A 23,858-nucleotide genomic window follows, 5' to 3' on the forward strand; every position below is an offset into this window, starting at 1 on the left:
GCTGACCAGTCAAATGACCGGTCAGCCTCTTCATCATTGCTCATCCGCTTCCTTGTAATGCTCCTTGCAGAAAGCAAGCAGCTCCTGCTCCTCGTCTTCCTCCAATTCGAAGTCGAGCAGCTTGTCCGTTACCCGCTCGATCAGCTCATGCTTGATCAGACGGCCGCCGCCTTCCTCTTCGCTGTATACGGCGCGGATATAGATGCCGTTCTTCGAATACAATTCATCTTCCTCATCCAGATCGATATCGATCAGAAACTCGTATCGGCGTCCGGACAGGATGCCGAACGGATCTTTAATAAACTCTACGCTGTAGGTCGTAATCTCAAGCATATGATCATCCTTTGCTTCTTCTGTCTGTTGTAGGCGCCCCGTTCCGGAGCGGATTGTAGAACAGCTTGGGGATGCCGGTATCAAATTTCAGCAGCTTCCCCGTTACCGGGTGCTCGAAGGCAAGAACACGCGCGTGCAGCCCAAGACGGCCGATCGGCTTAGTCTGCGAGCCGTATTTTTTATCTCCCGCGATAGGGTGCCCGATATCTTGCATATGAACGCGGATTTGGTTTTTACGGCCGGTCTCCAGATGGACCTCTATGAGCGAATAGGCTTTTCCCGCCTGCAGCAGCTTGTAGTGGGTTACCGCGTGTTGCCCGTCATTCGGGTGGGGGCTGGAATACATTCGGAGCGTTTTGCTTTCCTTCAGCCAAGAGGAGATGGTGCCCTCCTGCCGTTTCACTTCGCCCTCCACGAGCGCAACGTAAGATCGTTCCTTCACGATCGTCTGCCACTCTTCCTGCAGCCTTTGCTGCACGGCCTCGCTCCTCGCGAACATCAGCACCCCGGAAGTATCCCGGTCGAGGCGGTGAACGATAAAGATCCGGTTCTTCGGATCGGAATCGCGAACATAGGCCATCAACTGGCGGTAAGCGGTCATCTCGGTTTCTTTGTCCGAAGCTATGGTAAGAAGACCGGCCTCTTTGCTGGCCACAATGACATGCTCGTCCTCATGCAGAATCGTAAGTCCGACGAGGGGGAACTTCTCTTTTTCCCGTTCCTTGCGGATGACAACCGTTTGCCCGGGCTGAAGCGGGTAGTTATATTTCGTTTCAGCGCGGTCATTGACGTATACCTGACCATGCGCCAGCAGCGATTTGACGGAGTTGCGGCCCTGGTTCAGATGAGCCAGCAAAAAAGCGAGCAGCTCGGACTCCTCCGTAACGGCAAACGTCTTGTTTGGCGTGGCCGAGCTGTTTTTGGATGAAGCGCTTTTAGCCGGGCCGGGGCTATTAGGTTTCTTTGGCATGACTTTAAGTTCCTCCTGCGCTTGACTTGCTCAAGCTTGACTGCAATCACTATACCATGATCGGCTTTGCAAATTCTACACGGAACCCTTCACACTACGTTCATGTTGGGCCGATATAATAAGCATTGGCATGATTATCCTATGAAACCATTTTCATAGACAAACGAAGGCTGATAGTGGTACGATAGATTAATCTATCATTATCGCTGGTAATACAGTAAAAATTTGGAGGAAAAAGTAATCGTGAAGAAAAAAATATCCTATACCTTATTAACTCCGCTGCTTGCAGCAGGCCTCCTGCTTTCTCCTCTCGGGGCTCCGCAGCATGCCGCAGCCGCAACGTCTCCCGTGAAATTCGCAACTGCGGCCAAAGCTTCCGCCATCAGCGTCTACGTCGACGACAAGAAGCTTTCGCTCTCGAAAGCTCCCTATACGAAAAATGGCGTAACCTTCGTTCCGATGCGCGAGCTGTTCAAAGCCTTGAATGCCTCCGTAACCTGGGAAGAGAAGGCGCAGACGATTATCGTCCGCAAGGATAACACCTCCATTACGCTTACGATCGGCAACAAAGTAGCGCTAATCAACGGCAAGTCCGTGAAGCTGGATGCCGCGCCTGAAATCAAGAACAATACGACTTATGTTCCGGCCCGTTTCGTAGCCGAGTCGCTTGGCGGCACGGTGCAATGGGATAATGCCAAGCAGGCTGTGCGAATCACAACGGAGGAATACGAATACGAACAGGAATACGAGCAGCTTCAGGAGGAGCTGAACAACCGTCCGAAATATACGCCGCAGCAAATCGTCGACATGTACGACGACAGCGTGGTTACCATTACGACCAATTTGGGTCTCGGCAGCGGCGTAGTGATTGGCGACCGTTACGTTCTTACGAATTACCATGTGATGCAGGATGCCTCTTCGGCAACGGTTATTACCGTAAACAATAAGCAAATTAAGGTATCCGGCGTTGTTACATACAGCCAAAACAACGATTTGGCGATTATCCAGACCGACCAGTCGATTGGTTCGACCCCGGTCGAGGTAGGCTACAGCAGCCTGAACGTGAAAAAAGGCGATAAAGTTGTCGCGATCGGAAGTCCGCTTGGTCTTCAAAATACGGTTTCCGACGGTCTGGTCAGCAATGTCATCTACGAGGGCAGCACGCGTTACATCCAGACCAGCGCTCCGATCGACCATGGCAGCTCCGGCGGCGCTTTATTTGATGAATACGGCGAGCTGATTGGCATCACATCCGCGGGCTATACGTCGCAAGCGGATCTGAATTTCGCGGTCTCGACGGTCTATGCGGCGATGCTGATGGAGGATCTTCCGAAGGTGCCTTCCGACAAAGTGAAATTCCTGGATCCAACCTTGCCGGATACGCTTGTTGGTCAATCGGAGGATAAGATTGCGGCTTTATTGAAAGAGCAATTTGGTGTTTTCTCGACGGAACAAGGGGAAGCGGAGCTGAGTAATTGGAAGGTTACGCGTGATTCCCAAGGCTGGCTTGTCATTACGACGGATATGGATCCCGTCTTCTACACGTATTACGGCGGGCAGAACAAAGAGGGCCTTCGCACCTGGGCGATTAACCTGGCCAATGAGCTTCATCGGATGCTGCCTGGCGACAAGATTCAATTCCAGATTTATTACGACCGTATTTTCGGCTTCGAACCTCGCGGCTTTAACGCAAGCGAAGTGAAGGCGCTTGGCAATGACAAATGGGAGGTTCGCTTCCCGATTCTGGATATGCAGTTTAAAGATCAGCTTTATATCGATATGAGGGACTAATTCTCCATTATACAAAAAAGAGGCTTACCGCTAGGGCAGCATGGATGCTCCCGGCGGCGGGCCTCTTCTTTTTTTGCCGTGTTTTCGGTACAATAGGGGAAGCTTGCATGAGAGCAGAAAGAGGTACCGTGATGAAAGTTGTGTTATCCACGTTAAATGCCAAATATATTCATACTTCGCTTGCCCTGCGCTGCCTGAAGGCGTACAGCGGCGAGCATTTCGATATGGAAATCGCAGAGTATACCATTAAAGATCCCGTGATGAATATCGTCTCGGACATTTTTTCGCGCAAACCGGATGTTGTAGGCTTCTCCTGCTATATCTGGAATATTGAAGAGACGATTACCGTCATCAATATGCTGCGAAAAATCATGCCGGAGATCAAGATTGTCCTTGGCGGACCGGAAGTGAGCTACGATACGGAATATTGGATGGAGCGAATTCCGGAGGTCGATTTTATCGTCGTTGGCGAGGGGGAAGAGACCTTCCATCATCTGCTGACGGAGATTGAGGGAGCGGGCAAATACCATATGGTGTTCGGCATTGCTTACCGCAAGCAGCGCGAGGACCGGGTAGAGATTCTTCTCAATCCCGGCCGTCCGAAGCTGGATTTGGCGACGCTGCCGTCTCCGCACCGCTTCGAGGAGGATATTCCTCATCTGGGCAGCCGGGTTGTTTATTTCGAGACAAGCCGCGGCTGTCCGTTCAGCTGCCAATTCTGTTTGTCGAGTATCGAGGTTGGGGTCCGGTATTTCGATATGGAGCGAACGAAGGCCGATATTACGTATCTGATCGATTCCGGCGCGAAGCTGATCAAATTCGTGGACCGTACCTTCAACATCAAGCGGGACTACGCGCTCGAAATGTTTAAATTCCTCATCGAGAACCACCGCGGCTGCGTATTCCAGTTCGAGATTACCGCCGATATCATGCGGCCGGAAGTGCTGGATTATTTGGCGGAGCACGCGCCGCCGGGCGTTTTCCGCTTCGAGATTGGCGTTCAGTCGACCAATGATCCGACCAATGAAGCGGTGCAGCGCCGCCAGAACTGGAAGAAGCTTGTGCGGACCGTTACGAAGGTGAAGGAATCGGGCAAGATCGACCAGCATTTGGACTTGATCGCAGGCTTGCCGCTCGAGAATTACGATACGTTCCGCGGAACGTTTAACGACGTGTTCGAGCTGGGTCCTGAGGAGCTGCAGCTTGGCTTCCTGAAGATGCTGCGCGGAACGGGCTTGCGGCGGGATGCCGATAAATGGGGCTACATTTATATGGACCACGCGCCGTACGAAATGCTTGGCAACGAGTTGATGCCGTTTGCCGATATCGTGCGGATCAAGCGGGTAGAGGATGTGCTGGAGAAGTACTGGAACGCGCACCGGATGGATCGTACTTTGGGCTACCTGGTCACTGAGGTCTTTCCTTCTCCGTTCGATTTCTTCCAATCCTTCGGCGACTTCTGGGAGGAGAGAGGCTGGCAGAAGATCGGGCATCAACTGGAGGACTTGTTCTCAAGGCTCTGGGCGTTCCTGTCCGAGTACAAAGCGGGTGCGGCATCCGAAGAAGCGGCTAAGCTGGATCTGGACGTTGCGCTAGGCCTCATGAAGTACGATTACTTCCTGAACCATAACTACAAGCCGCGGAAAACTTGGTGGGAATTCACGATGGACAAATCGGAATGGAGCGGCTGGATGCGCCGCCTTGCCGAGCGTCCGGAGGAAGTATCCCGTGAATTTGCCGCTCTGCAGCTGAACGAGAAGGAGCTTTACAAGCATACGGTTATCGAGCTGCTTCCGTTTGACCTGCAGCATTATTTGGCGACGGGCGAGATTGTCAAGAGCAGCCATACGCTGCTTGCCGTCCTGTACGCGCTGGGAGGAGGAGAACGTCAAGCGAAGCCGACGCCTAAGCCGGTTATTATGAGGGTAAGCTCGGATGCCCTGTCCGTAGGTTTCTAGAAGAATCAAGGCCGCCCCGGGAGGCGGCTTTTTTTGCCTGCGCCCATATAAAACCATTGCTCGCGGCTGCTCATATGATACAATAGGAAGCTATGTGGAACGTTTGCCGCTCCTATGAGCGGAACAGCCGTTTACGCGGTAATAAAAGGAGTTATTATACATGGAACATGGCATTCCTTCTAATGCGCTTATTACGATAGCCGGTACGGTTGGGGTCGGCAAATCGACGTTAACGTCCGCTTTGGCCGAGCGTCTTGGCTTTCGGACTTCGCTCGAGCAGGTCGAGCATAACCCGTATCTGGAGAAGTTTTACCATGATTTTGAGCGGTGGAGCTTCCATCTGCAAATCTATTTTCTGGCTGAGCGCTTTAAAGAGCAGAAGGCGATTTTTGAAGCAGGCGGAGGATTTGTGCAGGATCGTTCCATATACGAGGACACCGGCATCTTCGCCAAAATGCATGCGGATCAGGGAACGATGACCGCAACGGATTACGCGACGTATACCAGCTTGTTCGAAGCGATGGTGATGACGCCGTATTTTCCGCATCCGGATATTCTGATTTATTTGGAAGGCAGCCTGCCGTCCATTCTGAACCGGATCGCGGCGCGCGGACGGGAGATGGAAATTCAGACGGAACGCGCTTATTGGGAGCGGATGCATGAACGCTACGCAGCCTGGATCGGCGAGTTTAACGCTTGCCCGGTGCTAAGACTGAACATTGACGAATACGATGTTCACGATCCGGCATCGCTGGATGGCATTATAGCGCAAATCAGCCGCGTAATCGGGTCGTCGCGGCTAACGAAGGCGCAGGCGGCTGCAGCAAGCGAATAGGGATAAAATAAACCTGCCGGGCATCCCGGCAGGTTTTTGCGCGTTTATATAGATTGATCTGTACCTGAACCCGAACCTGTGCTTGCGTGCGTCAGGCTGGTTTTTGACCGAAGGAAAATATTGAGCCGTTCCGTAAACAGGAGCATGGCTGCCGTGCACAGGACGATATAGAACGGGAAAATGCCGATTGTAATCGAGGAAGCCAATAAACCGAGAAGCGGCGGCATCAGCGTGCTGCCGGTGTAAGCCACGGCCATTTGGTAACCCATAATGGATTGCGATTGCTTTGTCCCGAACCGTACCGGCGTTTCGTGCAGCATGCACGGATAGATGGGGGCAAGGCCAAAGCCCACAACGATCAAGCCGGCAAGCGCAAAGCCTTCAGGCAGCGGAAGGAAGAGCAGCAGGGCACCGATTAAGGCGATTAGCTGGCCTCCGCGGATCAGATTGCGGTTGCTGACCTTGAAGGTGATAAAGCCCGTAATAAACCGGCCTGCCGTAATGCCTGCATAGTAGAGCGACACCCATTGCGCGGCCGTAGAAGCGGATACGTTTTTCATATTTACAAGATAGCTGCTGCCCCACAGACCTACCGCCGCTTCAATCCCGCAGTACAGCATGAAGGAAACAAGCGCGAGCTTGACGCCTCTGATTTGCAACGGATGGCCGGCTGAAGCTTCCTCCCCGCGCTCGTTTGCGGCTTCCTCCATCACGGCGCGGGACGAGGTTCTGCTGTGAATTTTGGCAACCCGGTCCCACAAGGGAAGGGAGAAGAACAGGATGACCACGAGAACGCATTGGATAGCCGCAACGGTTAGATAGCCGTATCTCCAGGCGTTATTGGAAATGAATTGAGCCATAATGACAGGTCCAAGCGTTGCGCCCACGCCCCAGAAACAATGCAACCAGCTCATATGATGCGCTTTGTAATGGGCGGCCACATAGTTGTTCAGGCCGGCGTCAACCGCTCCGGCTCCAAGCCCTAACGGAATCGCGCAAACGAGCAGCCAGACAAGGGACGGAGAGGTGGCATAACCAAGCAGGGCGCCAGCGGTCATAATACAGCTGACCAAGGTTACTCTTCCGGTGCCAAAGCGAGTAAGAATCGTGCCGCTTGCGAGACTGGAGACGATCGTTCCGGCGGCAATGGTCATATACAGCACGCCCGCCGCTCCAAGGGGAGCGTTCAGCTCCGGCCGCATGACCGGCCACGCCGTGCCGAGCAGGGAGTCCGGCAAGCCTAGACTGATAAAAGCCAAATAAATAATGATCAGAAAAAAAGTTGCCATACTCGTTCACCTGCTTCTTTAATCAATTGGAGATCATCAGATCCAGCCCAAGGCTTTGCAGGCCGTCCAGATAATCCTTCTTCATATCGCTTGCCTTCAGAAGGGGGAGATGCTCCATTGGGATATAATCGGCGCTTCGCTCCAGGATCCGTCCCAGAATGGCGTCATTCACCTCGGCGTTATTAAACACAATCGTATGCGGATTGATAATCGCCGCAAATGAAGCGATAAGTCTGCTGATGGCATCGAGCCTGCTGGCTCCGTCCTTTTTTTGTATCGCTTGTTGGAAGTTCAGCTCATCGTATTGAGGCACGAAGGAGACTTCTCCGGAGAAGAAGGTGCTGCCTCTTACGACATCCCCGTTGATCATAATGCCCGCGCCCGGGCCGAATTGCCCGAAATACAAATAGACGAGGGAAGGATTATTCTCGTGGCTTCCTGTTTTGTAATAGCCCAGCACGGCGGCATTCATATCGTTCTCCACCACGACAGGCAGGGAGAATTGCTCCTCCAGGTATTGCTTCAGGTTCATATTTTGGAAGTTGGAGTAATCCGGGATATGAATGACACGGCCGTTATTGACCGCGCCCGGTACCCCGATCGCTATGGATTTGATGGTTGGATGACTCAGCAGAAGCTGTTCGATATACAAGGTCAGGCTGGGGAGATCATTCATTAATGCGCTTGACGTGGTGCCCTGCTCCTTGATGTCTCCCGCACAGTTAAAGATCGTATAGCTGATCTCCGACTTCTCGAAAAAGAGAGCCAGCCCCAGCATAAACTCCGTATTGTACGCGTAGCGTTGAGCCCTTCTTCCGCCGCTCGAATCGTCCAGCCCTACGGTCAGCAGCTCGCCGGCTTCTTCCATTTGCGTCAGAAACTTGCTGATTGTCGGAAAGCTGAGGCCAAGCTTTTGGCTCAGCTCCGCTTTGGTCGCGCTTCCCATCGTCAGCAGGGCGGAACGCAGGCCGTATAGAATTACATTTTTCATCTCTTTAGGCGTTGCCGGAAAATCGCTCACGGTTGTTTACAACTCCTCTGCACAGACTTATTAAACGTCTTTAATAAGTTGGATTGATCGTATCAAAAATGCTTCCGGAGAGCAATAGGGTTGGCGTGAGAAAATGTTTTACGCTGGCGGCATCGTGTCGGAGGGAATGGGAATCGGGACGATAGATGCGCTTTGCGGGCTTAACGATGCGGGGCATCGTTAAGGTGATGCGCGGAGGCGGTGAAGCGGGAGAAATGTCCTTGCGATAAAAAGCGCGCCCGAAGGGTAATTAAAAAACCCTTCGGGCGCGCCACTTATATCTGCCGGGCAAGCGCCGGGCTGCGCTACCTCTTCTCCACCGCGATCAAATACGGCGCGGTGTCTCTTTGCGGCTGGCGGTACAGCACAGCCGCATACAAAGCCCCGGGCAGCTTCGCTGCCCAGTCGGCGACAATCGCCGCCTCCTCCGCGCCGCCCGGGTGCCCCGGGTACAGCGCGACAGTGACAATGCCGCCGCGGCGCAGCAGCGCCAGCGCCGCGTCAAGGGCGGCGATCGTTGTCGTCGGTACCGTAATGACCGACTCGTCGCCGCCCGGCAAGTAGCCGAGATTGAACATCACGGCTGCAACGTTTCCTCCGGCGGAGGGTCCAACCGCTTCCGCCATCAACGCGTGATTGCGCAGGTGAAGCCGCACCTGCGGCAGCTTGCCGCGCTCCTCCAGCGGGCGGAGCCGCTCGAGCGTCCGGTCCAGCGCATCCTGCTGGATGTCGAACGCGTGTACCGTGCCGCGCGCGCCAACCAGCTCGGCGAGCTTCAGCGTATCGACGCCCCCGCCAGCGGTAGCGTCAATGACAATGTCGCCCGGCTGCACGCGTTCGGCGATCCATTGATGCGCCATGCTGAGAATAGAAAGAAACCCCATTTTACACCGTCCCCCATAGCTTGCCTTGCCATGTACCGCGGCGTTTCAGCTCCGCGTCGATGGCATTCAGCACCACCCATTTTTGCATGCTCCACATCGGCCCGATGAGAAGCTCCTTTGGCGCATCGCCGGTCAGGCGGAGAATGATCATCTCCGGCGGCAGGAATTCCAGCGTGTCTACGATCAGCTTGACGTATTCGTCCAGCTCGAGGAAGCGAAGCAGTCCGGCTTCGTATTGCTTGACCATCGGCGTCTTGCGCATGAGATGGAGCAGATGGATTTTGATGCCCTGCACGTCCATCGCGGCAACCGCGCGGCCCGTCTCCAGCATCATTTCGTGCGACTCCTGCGGCAGACCGTAAATAATATGCGTGCATACGCGGATGCCCCGCTCTCGCAGTCGGCGTACCGCGTCGAGATAGCAGGCCGTATCATGGGCGCGGTTGATGAGCTCCGAGGTGGACTCATGGATCGTCTGCAAGCCCATCTCCACCCACAGGTAGGTGCGCTCGTTCAACTCGGCCAAATATTCGACGATATCGTCAGGCAGGCAGTCCGGCCGCGTCGCAATCGATAACCCGACCACGCCCGGCTGCTGCAAAATCACCTCGTAATGCTCCCGAAGCTCCTCAACGGGAGCATACGTATTGGTATACGCCTGGAAGTAGCCGATATAATTGGCCTCCGGCCATTTCTGATGCTGGCGGTCGCGGATTTTATTGAATTGGATAACGAGATCATCGCGCCGGCTGCCGGCAAAATCGCCGGACCCGCGGGCGCTGCAGAACGTGCAGCCGCCCTTGGCGATCGAGCCGTCCCGGTTCGGGCAGGTAAAGCCCGCATCTAGCGTCACCTTGAAGACTTTGCCGCCAAGCTGCTCGCGCATCTCGTAGTTCCATGTATGAAATCGTTTGTCGCCCCACAGCATCGGCTGCCCGGGCGTCAAGGATAAGGAATGTGCGTTCATGCGGTTCTCCTTTGGTAGGTACGGATAAGAATGGCATTCTCCATTTTATCGGAAAGAAGGGGGAATTGCCATGCCTGCTTGCAGGGGAAGGCCAGGGGCATTTTAAGGATATTCCGAGCCGTAGAACAAGCTGGAAATTATTTTAAAACCGGACCGAAATAGGCTTGCTATACCTTACATGATCTGTTATATTAAAAGTGCGACAAATCAATGAAAAAACCTTACATGCTTAATTCGTAATGATCGTCATAAAACGTCGATAAACTGGAAATGCTGTAGTAAAAAAATCGATGAGGTGATCCCAATGAGTCAACAATCAAGAATTCCGCATGGTGATGAGAAAGTAACGGTTGAATTAACGGTGAAAGAATTGATGGCGCTTACAGGAGTCCGGTTCCACAATAACCATCATATCGAAATTTCCGCGCGCAAGAAGCTGAACGAAATTATCGAGAACACGTACCGCGACATTCAATCCGAAGGTCCGATTGATTACCAATTGCTCGTATAATGATTATGCCAACATCCATACAAACCTAAAGCCTTGGCGATTCAAAAATCGTTAAAGGCTTTTTCTTTTGTCCTCGTCTCAACTGGCATCTTTACAAGGCGACCGAACTTGGGCACAATAAGGACTAGCTTAATTTGTAGGAGGATCTGTACAAGATGCGTTTAAGAGGAAGAAAAGGTATCCGCGAGTCGCTGGAAGCGCAGCCGGAATTAGTCGTATTGGATGCGAAGCCGCTCAAGGGGAAATGGCGCGAGTTTTTCGGCAACGATAAGCCGATCCATGTGGAGCTTGGCATGGGGAAAGGCCGTTTTATAAGCAATATGAGCTTCCGTAACCCAGGCAACAACTATATCGGCGTCGATATGTACGACGAGCTGATCCGCCGGGCAAGCGACAAGGCTCGCAACATTTGGGAGGAAAACGGAGTGGAAGAGCCGCCGAATCTGGCGCTGCTTCGTGCTAATATCGAGCATATCGAAGAAATGTTCGAGCCGGGCGAGATCGAGCGGATTTATCTGAATTTCAGCGATCCATGGCCAAAAAGCAAGCATGCCCGCCGCCGGCTGACGCATCCGCGCTTCCTGCGCAAGTATGCCCAGCTGTTGAATGAACGCGGGGAGATCCATTTCAAGACCGATTCGGAATCTCTGTTCGAGTTCTCCCTTAACAGCTTTGCAGAGGTGGAATTGCAGCTTCGCAATATTTCGCTTAATCTTCATAAAAACGGTCCGCGCGAGGATCTTGTGTTTACCGAATACGAGATGAAGTTTATGGAAAAGGGCCAGCCCATCTACCGCCTGGAAGCGGTAATCGGCGAAGCCGTGCTGCGCGAATACCGCGAAAGCAAGCTGGAGAACGCGCGCCGCGAAGAAGCGGAAGCCGAGCTTGCCGGCGACGACGAAGACGATTCGGCAGAATAACAAAAAGGCTGTTCCCGCCGGGAACAGCCTTTTTACAATTCAAAGTTTTTACAAGTTATTGCTATAAACATGGCTTGGAATTCTCGGGATTGGAACGCGTTCCGCCAAGCCGTTGAACTTGCTTCTAGAATAAAGTAAGAGTCCAGCCGTATTCGACGGTTATGGCCGTCAGCGTGCCGACAAGCGCACCGGCCGCCACGTCGGACGGATAATGCAGCCCGAGATACATGCGCGACCACGCAACCGACAGAGCGAGTACGGCCGCAACGGGCAGAATAATCGGGAACCATACTCCGCCCGCCCCGATAATCGGAACGACATAAGCGAAGATAGCGGTTGTGTGTCCGGAAGGGAAGGAGGAGTCGACGAGCGGGTTTTTACCCGTGTTTACTCCGTTTAACGCCTGATAAGGGCGAAGCCTTTTTAGTTTCCGTTTCACGACATAGACCGGTAGATGACTGATAAATACGGCAGTAAAGCATTGCCAGCCCGTCGTGCTCCAGGGATTAGGAGCAAACATGGCAACGAGGAAAGAGCTGATGAGTGTAAAGGACGCTCCTCCAACATGCGTCACCGTGCTTAAATAAACCCCAAGCAACCGGTGAAGCCTGCTTTGTGATCGGCGTTGATTCGCCCATAGGATCATTTGCAATTCCCGGGTTCGCAACCACCCTATCATTCTTCTCATCCGTTTCCTCCTAAAAGAATTGCGAAGCAATTCTGCTTCGTAAGCATAGACCTAAGATTTGCGATTCCCACACATTATAATCGATATTTGTCTATTATGGTTCAATTAATCAGCTTGTACAAGTTTTAAGTTTATACGAAGAGGCGGGATTTCGAAAGATTAACCAATCTTTAAAATGAGGTTGATTATTCGCTAACAGACCTCCTGTAGAATGGAACCGATCAAGGTTTCATTCCGAAGGAGGCGTTCTTCATGAGAGTTGCGCTTTTTACCGATACGTTTGAACCTGATGTGAATGGCGTGGCGCGCACGCTTGGCCGCTGGACCGATTATTTGAAGCGGCAGGGTGCCGAAGTGCTTGTGATGGCTCCGGATCCGGCCGCAGGCAAGCAAAGCGGCAAACAATCCGCCTCTGTCGAGCGCTTCGCCAGCCTGCCCTTTTTCCTGTATCCCGAGTGCCGCCTGGCACTTCCCAATCCCATTCATATCCGCAGGGCGCTAAAGGATTTTGCTCCAACGATCATCCACGTAGCTACTCCGTTCAACCTTGGACTTTGCGGCATTCATTATGCCCGCAAGCTCCGGGTTCCCCTGGTTGCGTCCTATCATACCCATTTTGATCAATATTTGCCGTTTTACAATTTGCAATGGATGGCAAAGCTGTTATGGAGATATATGGAATGGTTTCACCATGACTGCCGCTCCATCTACGTGCCTTCCCGTTCCACTTACGAGGATTTGAAGGAGAAGGGCTGGGATGACGGCCGGCTTGAAGTATGGAGCCGCGGCATTGATACGGAAGCCTTTCATCCGTCTGTCAACCGGGAGGAGTGGCTCCTCCGGCACGGAATCGACAGCGATCGATTTGTCGTCCTGTACGTGGGAAGATTAGCTCCCGAAAAAAATGTCGATATCGCCTTAGATGCTTTTGCGGAATTTCGGCAAAATATAAGCGAGGAAGCGGTTTTTGTCATCGCCGGCGACGGGCCTTCGTCCGATGGGCTGAAGGAACGGTGCCGCCGCGAAGGAATCGACGCCCGTTTTATCGGTTTTACGGCGATGCCGGATTTGCAAAAATGGTATGCTTCCGCCGATCTGTTCCTGTTTCCGTCGGCGACGGAAACATTTGGCAACGTTGTGCTGGAGGCGATGTCCTGCGGTACGCCTGTCATCTGCGCCGACAAGGGAGGCGTAACGGATTCCGTTCAGCATGGGGTAACGGGCCTGCTGTGCAATCCGGAGGATCCCCGTTCGTTTACGAATGCGATGGGGCTTTTGTACAGCAATCCGGAGCTTCGCTCCGCGATTGCCGAGCAAGGACGCATCTACAGCCAGAAGCAGTCCTGGAACGCTATTTTCGACAAACTGGCCGCCAGCTTTGAACGGTATTCGATCCCCGTACAGCCACATATTCGTCACAAAGCGGAGTGACGGACCGGGAACATTGTATCAACTCTTTACGTATGTATTGGACGTAAGGGCTAAAAAATTAGGAAATGGATGAAAATAAGGGCGATAGGGCGCAAAAGGAGGTAATGGAACCATCTGACTGCCATGCAAGCGTTTTACTGGCTGGATAACGGATAATGGCGGGAATTAGAGCTTTTGACAAAGATAATCATTGTGTGGAAAATCAAAATGTCCCGAGATTCGTTTACACAAACAAAAAAAACGGACCGGACACAAGAGAGAATTATGATAAAGAGCCTGTCGGCGCCTGATGGCAAGGTGTTCAGAACGGGCAATTAAAAAGGGGTCTCAAGGGGGCAGTACCGAAAAATGTTCAACACGATTATGCTTGTTTTCCAGATCGTATTCGCATTGCTGGGCTTGTACCAACTGTTTTTGACATGTTTTGGCTGGCACCGCAAGAAAGAAGATTTATCCCATCCGCCGCAAAAGACGTTCGCGCTTCTGGTTGCGGCGCATAACGAGGAACAGGTTGTCGGAGCGCTTATCGAAAATCTGCTGAAGCTGAAGTATCCTCGCGAGCTGTTTGACATTTTCGTCATCTGCGACAACTGTACGGACGGCACCGTCGATATTGTGAACAGCTACGACGGCGTTTATGCCTGCGTGCGCAATAACAAGAACCAACGGGGCAAAGGTTATGCCGTGGAATGGATGCTGAAGGAACTGTGGAAGATGCCGAAGAGCTACGACGGCGTTGCGATCTTTGATGCCGACAATCTGGTAGCGACCGATTTCCTGCAGTACATGAACAATGATTTGATTAACGGACACCGCGTTATTCAGGGCTACCTGGATACGAAAAACCCGAACGACTCGTGGATCAGCTCCGCTAACGCGATCAACTACTGGTTCTGCAACCGCCTATGGCAGCTGCCGCGCACGAATCTGGGTCTGGCCAACTTCCTCGGAGGCACGGGCATGTGCTTTGACGCCAAGCTGCTGCAGGAAATGGGCTGGGGCGCAACAAGCCTCGTAGAAGATCTTGAGTTCACGGTCCGCTGTATTCAGCGGGGGATTTATCCGAAGTTTAATTTCGAGGCGAAGGTGTTCGACGAGAAGCCGATTACGTTTCAGGCATCGGCACGTCAACGTCTGCGCTGGATGCAAGGACATTTCGACGTTACGCGCAAGTACATGCTGCCGCTTTTGTGGCAGGGCATTAAAGAACGCAGCATGACGAAGATCGACGCTGCGCTGTACGTATTTAACGCATACAACTATCTGGCCGGCTTCTTCATTGCAGCGATCATCTGGGGAGACATGCTTCTCTTTGGCGGCAACAATGTGGAATCGGTATACAACCTGCTGCCGATCTGGCTGAGCATTCCGTATATGGCTTATGTGTTTATCCAGATTCCTTTGTCGATGTATATGGCCAAGGTGCCATGGAAGCTTTACTTGCGGATTCCGACGTTCCTGCTCTTCACCGTGTCGTGGTGGCCGATTACGGTTCATGCGTTCTTCACGCAGAACAACAAGAAATGGAGCCATACGCAGCATACGCGCGTTATTCGTCTGGAGGACGTGCAGAGCAAACAGCTGTAAAAACGCATGGCATAATGGGTTGACACATAGAAATCCATTGTGTTATAGTAAGTCGGTAACGTTTTTGACAAAACATATTTGCACAAGCAGAAGCACCCGCTTCTCACCTTTCGGTAACGCCGGCTGGTTTGCGATAACTGATTAGCTTAACGAGTTGCTTCCCCGTGGAGTAACGAGGGCGGCCACAATGAACGGTTATAACAATGCGGGTTCGTGCGAACCCGCATTTTTTATTTTGCAACACCACACATAAACATCCTATCTTGGAGGTGGCACGTTATTAGCAGAGAACATCAAATCAACGATGAGATCCGGGCCAGAGAAGTACGACTTGTAGGCGCGGACGGCGAGCAAATCGGTATCAAATCGATCCGTGACGCTATGCAGATGGCAATTGACCTGAGCTTGGATCTGGTGAATGTAGCACCGACGGCTAAACCGCCGGTATGCCGGATTATGGACTACGGCAAGTTCCGTTACGAGCAGCAGAAGAAAGAAAAAGAAGCACGCAAGAATCAAAAAATCGTCGACCTGAAGGAAGTTTGGTTCCGTGCCAACATCGACGAGCATGACTATCAAACGAAATACCGCAATGTTGTGAAGTTCTTGGGCGAGGGCGATAAAGTTAAAGCCTCCGTACGCTTCCGCGGACGGGAAATCGCTCATGCTGCCATCGGCCAGAAAATTCTGGACCGTCTGGCGCAAGAGGTTGCCGAAATATGCAGCGTAGAACGTGCACCGAAGCTTGAAGGCCGGAGCATGATTATGATTTTGGCACCAAAAAGCAACAGCTAAATAAAGGGAGGATAATCGACATGCCTAAAATGAAAACACACAGCAGTCTGAAAGACCGCTTCAAAATTACCGGTACTGGTAAAGTGAAACGTTACAAAGCGTTCAGAAACCACTTGCTTTCCCACAAATCCGGTCGTCAAAAACGTGTTCTTGCCGGCCAGCCACTGATGGCAGCAGGCGACGTTCGTCGTATTCAACAAGGTCTCGCTAACCTTAAATAGTAGCAATCGTTCAGATAGCTTAATCAAATTCAACCTACGGGAGGTTTCCACTCATGGCAAGAGTTAAAGGCGGTTTTGTCCGCGCTCGTCGTCGTAAAAGAATTCTTAAACTGGCAAAAGGTTATTTCGGTTCGAAACACCGTCTGTTTAAAACAGCAAAGGAGCAAGTTGGCAAGTCGCTTCTTTACGCATACCGCGACCGTCGTCAAAACAAACGCGAATTCCGCAGACTGTGGATCGTTCGTATCAACGCGGCTGCTCGTCAAAACGGTCTTTCCTACAACAAATTCATGTACGGCCTGAAACTGGCTGGCATCGAAGTAAACCGCAAAATGCTGGCTGACCTGGCTGTTAACGACATCAACTCGTTCAACTCCCTTGCTGGCGTTGCAAAAGCGAAAATCAACGCTTAGTTTTAAGCGTGATATAGAGAAGAGGTTGTCCCTGAGGGGGACAACCTCTTTTTTGCGTTTATGCTAAAGCTCCCGCTCGGAAGAGGGCTGGAGCCGGTAAGCGCGGGGACTGACGCCGTAATAAGCGCTGAAATGGCGGGTGAACGGATGAATCGACGAATAGCCAAGCCGTTCGGCAATCGCGGTTACGGAATAATCCGTTTCGACAAGCAGCTGGGCAGCTTGCTTCATAAGAAGCCTATGGCGGTATACCTGCGGCGTAAACCCGGTCTCCCGCTGAAACAGGGAATGAAAGTAGGAGCGCTTAAGGCCGCACATGGCCGCCCAATCCTCTACTTGGGAGCGGGTCTCGGGATGCTCGTTCAAATGGGCGAGCAGCTTGACGATTCGGAAATCGCTTGGCTGGCGGGTGTGAACTACGTTGTACCAACTGAGCATCCAGGCATAGAGCATGCTGTTCACCAGCTCCGTGCGGTAATGCAGGCTGTTGTCAAACTGCCTGGAGAGCGTAACGAAAGCATCGTACAGCCACGGATAAGGTTGAAGCGAGAAGAAGCTTGGCAGCGAATCCAGCTCCGGGCAATACTCCTCGTCCGAGCTGGGCTCCAGCACAAACGGCTCCGGTGCATGGATGAATATCCGGTTATAAGAGTCGGAAGTCCCTTCCCACATATTGCAATACAGATTATACGAAGATAACGGCTGTCCTTTCCGGATATGGAAGGCATGAGGCTCGCCGGGGCGAAGGAAGATGAGTGTCCCGCGTTCAATCGGATAGAGCTTCCCGTTGACTTCCATTTCCCCGGGACCGTCTACGAACAGATGGAACGCGTATACGTTGCTGACGCGCAGCTTTTCATTCCAGCCTCCCACGTATAGATAACGCATGGAGTCCCCGACATAAGGTTTTATTTCATTTATCGTTTTCATTCGGTTCCCTGCCCTCGAATAAAAATTAGCGGATAAATCGTTAAATAATAGGACTGACGGACAAATACGTTGATTCTGTTCAATGTTACAATAATGCCATGAATTTCGAAAGGGCTTTCACTTTAAGAACGGACAATTAGCTAAAACTTGAGAGGATGAGCAGGATGAAAATGATATATACCGAGCCGGCCGCAGGCTGGAAGCAGGGACTTCCCTTGGGGAACGGACAGCTTGGCGCGGTGCTGCATGGCGGCATCGGCAGCGAAACCTGGAATATGACGGAAATCACCTTCTGGTCTGGCAAGCCGGAGCGGTTCGGCGGATCGCCGGATGCCAAGGAAAAGCTGAAGACGATGCGGGAGGCTTTTTTTAGCGGCGATTATGTACTTGGAGACAAGCTTGCAGCCGAGCAGCTGGAACCGGAGAAAGGCAACTTTGGAACCAATCTGTCCTTATGCGATATTCTGATCGGCTATAAGGATGAGGGCAGTCAGCTGGTGCGCGAGCTGGACCTGGAAAAGGCGGTTGCCGGGGTATCTTACCGAAGCGTTTCCGGAGCGGTTATGCGAAGGGAAACCTTTGCTTCTCACCCGGACGGCGTGCTGGTATCCCGGATTAAAGGGGAGCAGGCAGGCTCGGTATCCCTTGCGCTGCGTATACTGGGCAGAACAACCACGTTTGATGCCCGGCTGGATGGACCGGATAAGCTGGTTTTCCGGACGCAGGCGACGGAGAACATCCATAGCGACGGTACTTGCGGGGTATGGAGCGAAGGCGCTTTAAAAGCTGTGGTTACGGGCGGGCGCGTATTTGGGGAAGCCGGTTCGGTCATGATCGAGCAAGCCGACGAGGTTGTTCTTTATTTTGCGGCAGCAACCGATTACGGCCGAAGCGATGATGCGTGGAAGGCGGAAAGCTCGGAGCGTATAGAAGCGGCGGAGGCAAAAGGCTTCGAGCGGCTGCTGCGGGATCATATTGCGGATTATCAGTCCTTGTATGGCCGCGTAGACCTTGATCTTGGCGGGTCCAAGTCGTATGATTTGCTTCCCACAGACGAGCGCATCCGCAAGCTCAGAGCCGGCGAGTCGGCGGATAACGGACTAATCGCATTATTTTATCAATATGGACGGTATTTGACGATTGCCGGTACGCGGGCGGATTCCCGTCTGCCGCTTCATCTGCAGGGACTATGGAATGACGGCGAGGCTAACGCCATGGCATGGAGCTGCGATTACCATCTGGACGTCAATACGGAGATGAATTATTATCCGACGGAGATCAGCAATCTGGCGGAATGCCATATTCCGCTTATGAATTATATCGAGCAGCTTTCTTATGCGGGGCGAGCGGCCGCGGAAGATTTCTACGGCTGCGAAGGCTGGGTGGCGCATGTGTTCTCGAACGCTTGGGGATTCGCCTCGCCCGGCTGGGGACGCTCGTGGGGGCTGAACGTAACAGGGGGGCTCTGGATTGCAACCCATTTGAAGGAGCATTACGAATATAGCCGTGACCGCGGTTTTTTGACTCGTCAGGCTTACCCGGTCATGAAGGAAGCGGCTCTGTTCTTCCTGGATTATATGACTGTTCATCCGAAATACGGCTGGCTGGTGACCGGCCCGTCGACCTCGCCGGAGAACAGCTTCTATCCGGGACCGGCGGAGCAGGGCGAGCAGCAGCTTTCCATGGGCTCCACGATGGATCAGATGCTGGTCCGCGATTTGTTCGGCTTTGTGCTGGAATCGGCGGAGCTGCTCGCGGTTGACGAAGAGCTGCAAGAGAGGCTGAAGGAAGCGATGGAGCTGCTGCCTCCGCTGCAAATCGGCAGACGCGGACAGCTGCAGGAATGGCTGGAGGATTACGAAGAGGCGCAGCCGCAGCACCGGCATTTCTCCCATATGTACGGCGTTTATCCGGGGAACCAGATTACGCCGGAAAAGACGCCCGAGCTTGGCCAGGCTATGCGGCAAACGCTGCTCGGACGGATGCTGGTCGATGAGCTGGAGGATATCGAATTTACGGCGGCCTTGTTTGCCCTCGGCTTCTCCAGGCTCCATGACGGCAATCAGGCGGTGAAGCATATCCGGCATTTGATTGGGGAGCTTTGCTTCGATAATTTGTTGTCCTACTCCAAGCCGGGCGTGGCCGGCGCGGAGACGAATATTTTTGTCATTGACGGCAATTTCGGCGGAACGGCGGCCATTGCGGACATGCTGCTTCAAAGCCATGCGGGCTCCATTCATCTGCTGCCTGCTTTGCCGGCGGATTGGGCAAGCGGCTCGTACCGGGGACTTCGGGCAAAAGGCAACGCGGAAGCGGCGGCCAGCTGGGAGAACGGGCTGTTGAAGGGTGCGGTTATTACGGCATACTCGGATCTGGAGACGGCCCTGAAATGCGGAGGCAGCCAGATTCATTTGCGGCTGGAAGCGGGCAAGCGTTACGAGCTTGACGGCCAATTGAGGCTGCTTAAGGTTGAAACCATAAAATAGCTTTCCGTAAAAACCGCCAAAGGAAGGGGCAGAGGATGCTTCCTCTTCAAACTTTGGCGGTTTGTCGTATGGTTCGTTAAATATTGGGATTGTTCGAGCCCTGTCTCTATTTTACATTGAAAAGGCAAACTGAAAGCGCTTCACCACATTTCATGCGAACAGGAGGCTTGATGTAATGAAGAAAAAATTTGGGGCATGGTCCGGCAAAGGATGGTTTTTGCTGCTGGCAGCGGTCCTGGTCCTTCAATTGGCGGTAGGTACCTCCGGTCGGGAGGTTGAGGCGGCAAGCGCGGAGGTAACCGCCGCTGCCGATACAGCAGCTGCCGGCAGCTATTCCTTTGAGGCTGAATCCGCCGTTAACACGCTTTCGGGCAAAGCGGAGATCAAAGGATGCGCGGACGCAACCGGCTGCTCGGGCAGCCAAATCGTGGGAGGGCTGTGGGGCGGCTCGTCGCTCACCTTTAACGAAGTAACGGTGGATACAGCCGGCGTATATACGATGACGGTCCATTATATTTCGGGCGATCCGAGATCGGTTGGAGTCAGCGTCAACGGCGGCGCGATTGATCATTACGATTTGCCGAAAACCGCCGACTGGAACACGCTTGGCGTCTATGAACTAGAGCTGGAGCTGAAGGCGGGAAGCAACACGATCCGTCTGGACGATGAAGGCGGTTATTCCCCGGATATCGACCGAATCGAGCTTCGCTTGTCGGAGGGCGGCTCCGGCGAGCCGGGTACGGGTACGGCTTACGAGGCGGAAGCGGCGGGGAACGTTCTGACAGGCAATGCTTCCGTCAGCGGCTGCAGCGCGGCGACCGGCTGCTCAGGCGGGAAGAAGGTTGGCAACCTGTGGGGCGGCTCCACCCTGCAATTCCGTGACGTAATGGCGGAGAAAGCCGGCGTGTATACGCTTAGCGTCTCTTACATATCGGGAGATCCGCGTCCGGTATCGATCGCCGTTAATGACGGCCCTTCGGATAACTACGCTTTTCCGAAAACCGAGAACTGGGACACGCTTGGCGTATTCAAGCTGGAGGCCCAGCTGAAGGCGGGAGCCAATACGATCACGTTTAACGATGACGGCGGCTGGTCGCCGGATATCGACAAGATCGAGATTGCCTCTACGGAAGGTCCGGGCGAGGATCCGGGTCCGGTAGACAACATCGGCCAGATTGGCAAAGCCATTGACTCGAAGAAATACGGCTCGATTAAAGTGACGGCTTACGAAAAGGGAGCGATCTTTGCCTCCGGCAGCTACAGCATCACTTACAACACGGAGTCGGGTCTTTCGGCGTACGCCTGGAACGGCAAAACGCTTGTAAAAGGCGCTTACGCGAGCGCTCAGCTGGAAGATCAGCTGCTGGACAGCCGTAAATACAGCGAGCATAGCTTCAAGCTTGGCAGCGTGGAGAAAATCAAAGACGGACATGGCAAAGGCGTCCGCATTACGGTTGAAAACTATAGCGAAGGTCTGCCGGTGATGAAACAGATTTACCAGCTGTACGAGGATCAGTCCTACTTCCTTGTCTCCCAGCAGGTAACGGGCAGCTCCACAATCAGCTCGAACGATATGGCGCCGCTTGCCGTGAATGCCAGCGGCGGCGTGGATCTGGGAAGCAATGGCGACAACCGTGTCCTGATCACGCCTTATGACAACGATTCTTGGTCCCGTTATCAGGCACGTACGATCAACACGGCTCTGAACAACAATAACTATATCAGCTCCGAAATGACTGCAATCTATGACAATACGAGCCGTGCCGGACTTGTTATCGGTTCGGTAACGCATGACGTATGGAAAACCGGTATTTTCTGGAGCGGCTCGAATGACAAGCTGAACAAATTGAAGGTGTACGGCGGCTTCACTTCGCTTGCATCGACTCATGACAGCATCGGTCATGGCAAAGTATCCGGCAGAACGATCACATCGCCGCAAATTGCGGTTGGTTACTACGCGGATTACCGCGATGGACTGGAGAACTACGGGGAAGCCAACGCGGCGGTAGCGCCGCCGCTCAAGTTCGAGAAGGGCGTGCCTTCCGGCGTGCCGGTCGGCTGGAACAGCTGGGGCGCTTACGAAAGCTCGCTCAGCTATGACAAAGTCGTAGAGGTGTCGAACTTCTTCAAGGACAATCTGCAAAAGTCGTTTACGAATAAAGGCACTGTCTATATCAATATGGATTCCTATTGGGATAACCTGTCCGAGCAGCAGCTTCGCGACGCGGTGAAGGTCATCAAGAAAAACGGGCAAAAAGCCGGTATCTATTATGGACCGTTCGTATACTGGGGCGACAACATGTCGCAGCCGGTAGAAGGAACAAACGGCAAATACACGTACGGCGATATCGTGCTCCGCGATGCGAACGGCAACATTCTGCCGAAGGTGGACGGCGCGTATGCGATTGACCCGACGCATCCGGGCTCGAAGCAGCGTGTCGAGTATATTTTCAACAAGTTCCTGGATTACGGCTTTGAATACATCAAGATCGACTTCCTGTCCCATGGCTCCTTCGAGGGCAAGCATTATGATCCTAACGTGCAGACCGGCATTCAGGCTTATAATCAGGGTATGGCTCATATCGACAAGACGCTGGGCGGCAAAATGTTCATCAGCGCGTCCATCGCGCCAATGTTCCCTAGCCAATACGCTCACGCAAGACGGATTTCGTGCGATGTCGACGGCTCGCTTGGCCGTACGGAATACCAGCTCAACAATCTGACTTACGGCTGGTGGCAGAACGGCACGATCTATTCTTACACCGATCCGGACTACATGACGCTAGCAAAAGGCGGCTCGTTTAACGCAGCCCAGACGCGCGTTAATGCCGCTGCTATTTCCGGCACCGTCTATATGAACTCCGACGACGTCAGCAATGCGGAGACGCAAAAGCTGATGAAATCGCTGCTCACGAACAAAAACGTCAACGATATCGCCCTGCTTGGCGAAGCATTCCGTCCGGTTGAAGGCAACACGGGCAATGCCGCAGCGGATATCTTTGTCCTTCGGGACAACAAGGATTACTACCTTGCCGTGTTTAACTACACGAATGACGCGGTAACCAAAACCGTCGATCTGAAGCGTGCTTTTGGCATCTCGGCAACAACAAAAGTTGAGCTCACGGACGCTTGGACCAACTCCAAAGCCGAAGCGAAGGACACTCTTCAGGTGCAGCTCGACGGCGCTCAATCCAAGCTGTACAAAGTAATTATCAAGAAATAAGCTAAAAAGGCTGTGCCGGGTGAGTACCGGTACAGCCTTTTGTTATGATGGCGTCTTTTGTTTCCGCCCCTTCACGCGATGCGCCCATGCGCCGACCTTACTAGTGCTAGGTTGGATTTCGTCCACTAGAATGATACCCCAATGCACGAATTTAACACGTACGTTGGATTCTATCCTGCGTAAAAGTCCAAAAGCGGACTTAGACGGCCGAAAATGGCTAATTCCGTTGGATGAACTCCAATGAAGGTTAGCTCCGGAGCTCTAATGCATGCAAAACGTTGGACTATATCCAACGTAGCTACCTCCGATGGATTTATCTAAAAAAGTAGACGCGGATGCTCTTGCCAATGCGGGCGAGATGTTAGTCTTTAACAGCAAACGGCTGTGCCGGGTAACCCCGCACAGCCGTTTAAATGCATCACCCCAAAGTGGTGACGTTCTTTTTCTGGGTTTTAAGAACTTAACCTCTAGGTTAAGTGCAGGCGGAGCAATTAAATGATTCTGGAGAAGTGAAACGGTCGCTTTTGCTCTGGGGATTCCAATCCTATTGGAATTGTTCCAAGGAATCCCCGAGCAATGGCGATCGGAAGAACATT

Annotated in this window: 21 protein-coding genes; 13 read left to right on the top strand and 8 right to left on the bottom strand. The window is 52.9% G+C overall.

Translation table 11 applies throughout. From position 1 onward, the window contains the following. Positions 1-33: 33 nt before the first annotated feature. Both FHT67_RS00645 and FHT67_RS00650 read right to left on the bottom strand, forming a co-directional pair. Positions 34-333, bottom strand: coding sequence for a DUF6509 family protein (locus tag FHT67_RS00645; RefSeq protein WP_167194779.1), 300 nt, complete (start codon positions 331-333; stop codon positions 34-36). 4 nt (positions 334-337) lie between these two features. Continuing rightward, positions 338-1,303 (bottom strand): RluA family pseudouridine synthase, encoded by a 966-nt coding sequence (locus FHT67_RS00650; protein ID WP_167194782.1) that lies wholly within the window; start codon positions 1,301-1,303, stop codon positions 338-340. Between the two features lie 243 nt (positions 1,304-1,546). On the opposite strand from FHT67_RS00650, the gene FHT67_RS00655 reads away from it, so the two are divergent. From FHT67_RS00655 to FHT67_RS00665, 3 genes are all read left to right on the top strand, one after another. Further along, positions 1,547-3,094 (top strand): stalk domain-containing protein, encoded by a 1,548-nt coding sequence (locus tag FHT67_RS00655; protein ID WP_167194785.1) that lies wholly within the window; start codon positions 1,547-1,549, stop codon positions 3,092-3,094. A gap of 131 nt (positions 3,095-3,225) precedes the next feature. Further along, positions 3,226-5,052: a B12-binding domain-containing radical SAM protein gene (locus tag FHT67_RS00660; RefSeq protein WP_167196783.1), complete on the top strand. Its 1,827-nt coding sequence runs from the start codon at positions 3,226-3,228 to the stop codon at positions 5,050-5,052. A 160-nt stretch (positions 5,053-5,212) separates the two neighbouring features. Continuing rightward, positions 5,213-5,887: a deoxynucleoside kinase gene (locus FHT67_RS00665; RefSeq protein ID WP_167194788.1), complete on the top strand. Its 675-nt coding sequence runs from the start codon at positions 5,213-5,215 to the stop codon at positions 5,885-5,887. Positions 5,888-5,931: 44 nt separating this feature from the next. Here the strand turns inward: FHT67_RS00665 and FHT67_RS00670 are convergent, their stop codons facing one another. The 4 genes from FHT67_RS00670 to mnmL all read right to left on the bottom strand — a co-directional run bounded on the left by FHT67_RS00670 (position 5,932) and on the right by mnmL (position 10,057). Continuing rightward, a complete protein-coding gene (locus FHT67_RS00670; protein ID WP_167194791.1) occupies positions 5,932-7,176 on the bottom strand; it encodes an MFS transporter in 1,245 nt (414 codons plus the stop codon). Positions 7,177-7,198: 22 nt separating this feature from the next. After that, on the bottom strand, positions 7,199-8,197 hold the full coding sequence (locus FHT67_RS00675) for an ROK family transcriptional regulator (RefSeq protein WP_132303117.1): 999 nt from the start codon (positions 8,195-8,197) through the stop codon (positions 7,199-7,201). A 314-nt stretch (positions 8,198-8,511) separates the two neighbouring features. After that, positions 8,512-9,090 carry a tRNA 5-(aminomethyl)-2-thiouridylate-methyltransferase MnmM gene (gene mnmM / locus FHT67_RS00680; RefSeq protein ID WP_167194794.1) on the bottom strand — a complete coding sequence of 193 codons (579 nt, stop codon included), beginning with the start codon at positions 9,088-9,090 and terminating at the stop codon, positions 8,512-8,514. A 1-nt stretch (position 9,091) separates the two neighbouring features. Then, positions 9,092-10,057, bottom strand: coding sequence for a tRNA modification radical SAM protein MnmL/YtqA (mnmL, locus tag FHT67_RS00685; protein WP_167194797.1), 966 nt, complete (start codon positions 10,055-10,057; stop codon positions 9,092-9,094). Positions 10,058-10,361: 304 nt separating this feature from the next. Here mnmL and FHT67_RS00690 point away from each other — a divergent pair, with 304 nt between their 5' ends. After that, positions 10,362-10,568: a hypothetical protein gene (locus FHT67_RS00690; RefSeq protein WP_132303120.1), complete on the top strand. Its 207-nt coding sequence runs from the start codon at positions 10,362-10,364 to the stop codon at positions 10,566-10,568. Between the two features lie 155 nt (positions 10,569-10,723). Continuing rightward, positions 10,724-11,488, top strand: coding sequence for a tRNA (guanosine(46)-N7)-methyltransferase TrmB (gene trmB / locus FHT67_RS00695; RefSeq protein WP_132303121.1), 765 nt, complete (start codon positions 10,724-10,726; stop codon positions 11,486-11,488). 124 nt (positions 11,489-11,612) lie between these two features. On the opposite strand, the gene FHT67_RS00700 is transcribed toward trmB, so the two are convergent. Beyond that, on the bottom strand, positions 11,613-12,176 hold the full coding sequence (locus FHT67_RS00700; protein WP_132303122.1) for a phosphatase PAP2 family protein: 564 nt from the start codon (positions 12,174-12,176) through the stop codon (positions 11,613-11,615). Between the two features lie 252 nt (positions 12,177-12,428). Here FHT67_RS00700 and FHT67_RS00705 point away from each other — a divergent pair, with 252 nt between their 5' ends. The 5 genes from FHT67_RS00705 to rplT all read left to right on the top strand — a co-directional run bounded on the left by FHT67_RS00705 (position 12,429) and on the right by rplT (position 16,623). Beyond that, positions 12,429-13,607 (top strand): glycosyltransferase family 4 protein, encoded by a 1,179-nt coding sequence (locus FHT67_RS00705; protein ID WP_167194801.1) that lies wholly within the window; start codon positions 12,429-12,431, stop codon positions 13,605-13,607. 348 nt (positions 13,608-13,955) lie between these two features. Beyond that, positions 13,956-15,194, top strand: coding sequence for a glycosyltransferase family 2 protein (locus FHT67_RS00710; RefSeq protein ID WP_132303124.1), 1,239 nt, complete (start codon positions 13,956-13,958; stop codon positions 15,192-15,194). 255 nt (positions 15,195-15,449) lie between these two features. Next, positions 15,450-15,989, top strand: coding sequence for a translation initiation factor IF-3 (gene infC, locus FHT67_RS00715; protein WP_174806518.1), 540 nt, complete (start codon positions 15,450-15,452; stop codon positions 15,987-15,989). A gap of 20 nt (positions 15,990-16,009) precedes the next feature. Further along, a complete protein-coding gene (rpmI, locus tag FHT67_RS00720) occupies positions 16,010-16,210 on the top strand; it encodes a 50S ribosomal protein L35 (protein WP_091186665.1) in 201 nt (66 codons plus the stop codon). 53 nt (positions 16,211-16,263) lie between these two features. Beyond that, entirely contained in the window at positions 16,264-16,623 is a 360-nt protein-coding gene (gene rplT / locus FHT67_RS00725) for a 50S ribosomal protein L20 (RefSeq protein WP_127490829.1), read from the top strand. Positions 16,624-16,686: 63 nt separating this feature from the next. On the opposite strand, the gene FHT67_RS00730 is transcribed toward rplT, so the two are convergent. Continuing rightward, positions 16,687-17,553 carry a helix-turn-helix transcriptional regulator gene (locus tag FHT67_RS00730; protein ID WP_132303125.1) on the bottom strand — a complete coding sequence of 289 codons (867 nt, stop codon included), beginning with the start codon at positions 17,551-17,553 and terminating at the stop codon, positions 16,687-16,689. A gap of 164 nt (positions 17,554-17,717) precedes the next feature. On the opposite strand from FHT67_RS00730, the gene FHT67_RS00735 reads away from it, so the two are divergent. The 3 genes from FHT67_RS00735 to FHT67_RS29620 all read left to right on the top strand — a co-directional run bounded on the left by FHT67_RS00735 (position 17,718) and on the right by FHT67_RS29620 (position 23,761). After that, the gene (locus FHT67_RS00735) at positions 17,718-20,039 is read left to right on the top strand and encodes a glycoside hydrolase family 95 protein (RefSeq protein ID WP_347813044.1); all 2,322 of its coding nucleotides are present in this window, start codon (positions 17,718-17,720) and stop codon (positions 20,037-20,039) included. Positions 20,040-20,214: 175 nt separating this feature from the next. Further along, positions 20,215-23,262: a CBM35 domain-containing protein gene (locus tag FHT67_RS00740; RefSeq protein WP_132303127.1), complete on the top strand. Its 3,048-nt coding sequence runs from the start codon at positions 20,215-20,217 to the stop codon at positions 23,260-23,262. Between the two features lie 307 nt (positions 23,263-23,569). After that, on the top strand, positions 23,570-23,761 hold the full coding sequence (locus FHT67_RS29620; RefSeq protein WP_208403071.1) for a hypothetical protein: 192 nt from the start codon (positions 23,570-23,572) through the stop codon (positions 23,759-23,761). Positions 23,762-23,858 lie beyond the last annotated feature (97 nt).

The sequence above is a fragment of the Paenibacillus sp. BK720 genome, assembly GCF_011761545.1.
In the GTDB taxonomy this organism is placed as follows: Bacteria; Bacillota; Bacilli; order Paenibacillales; family Paenibacillaceae; genus Pristimantibacillus.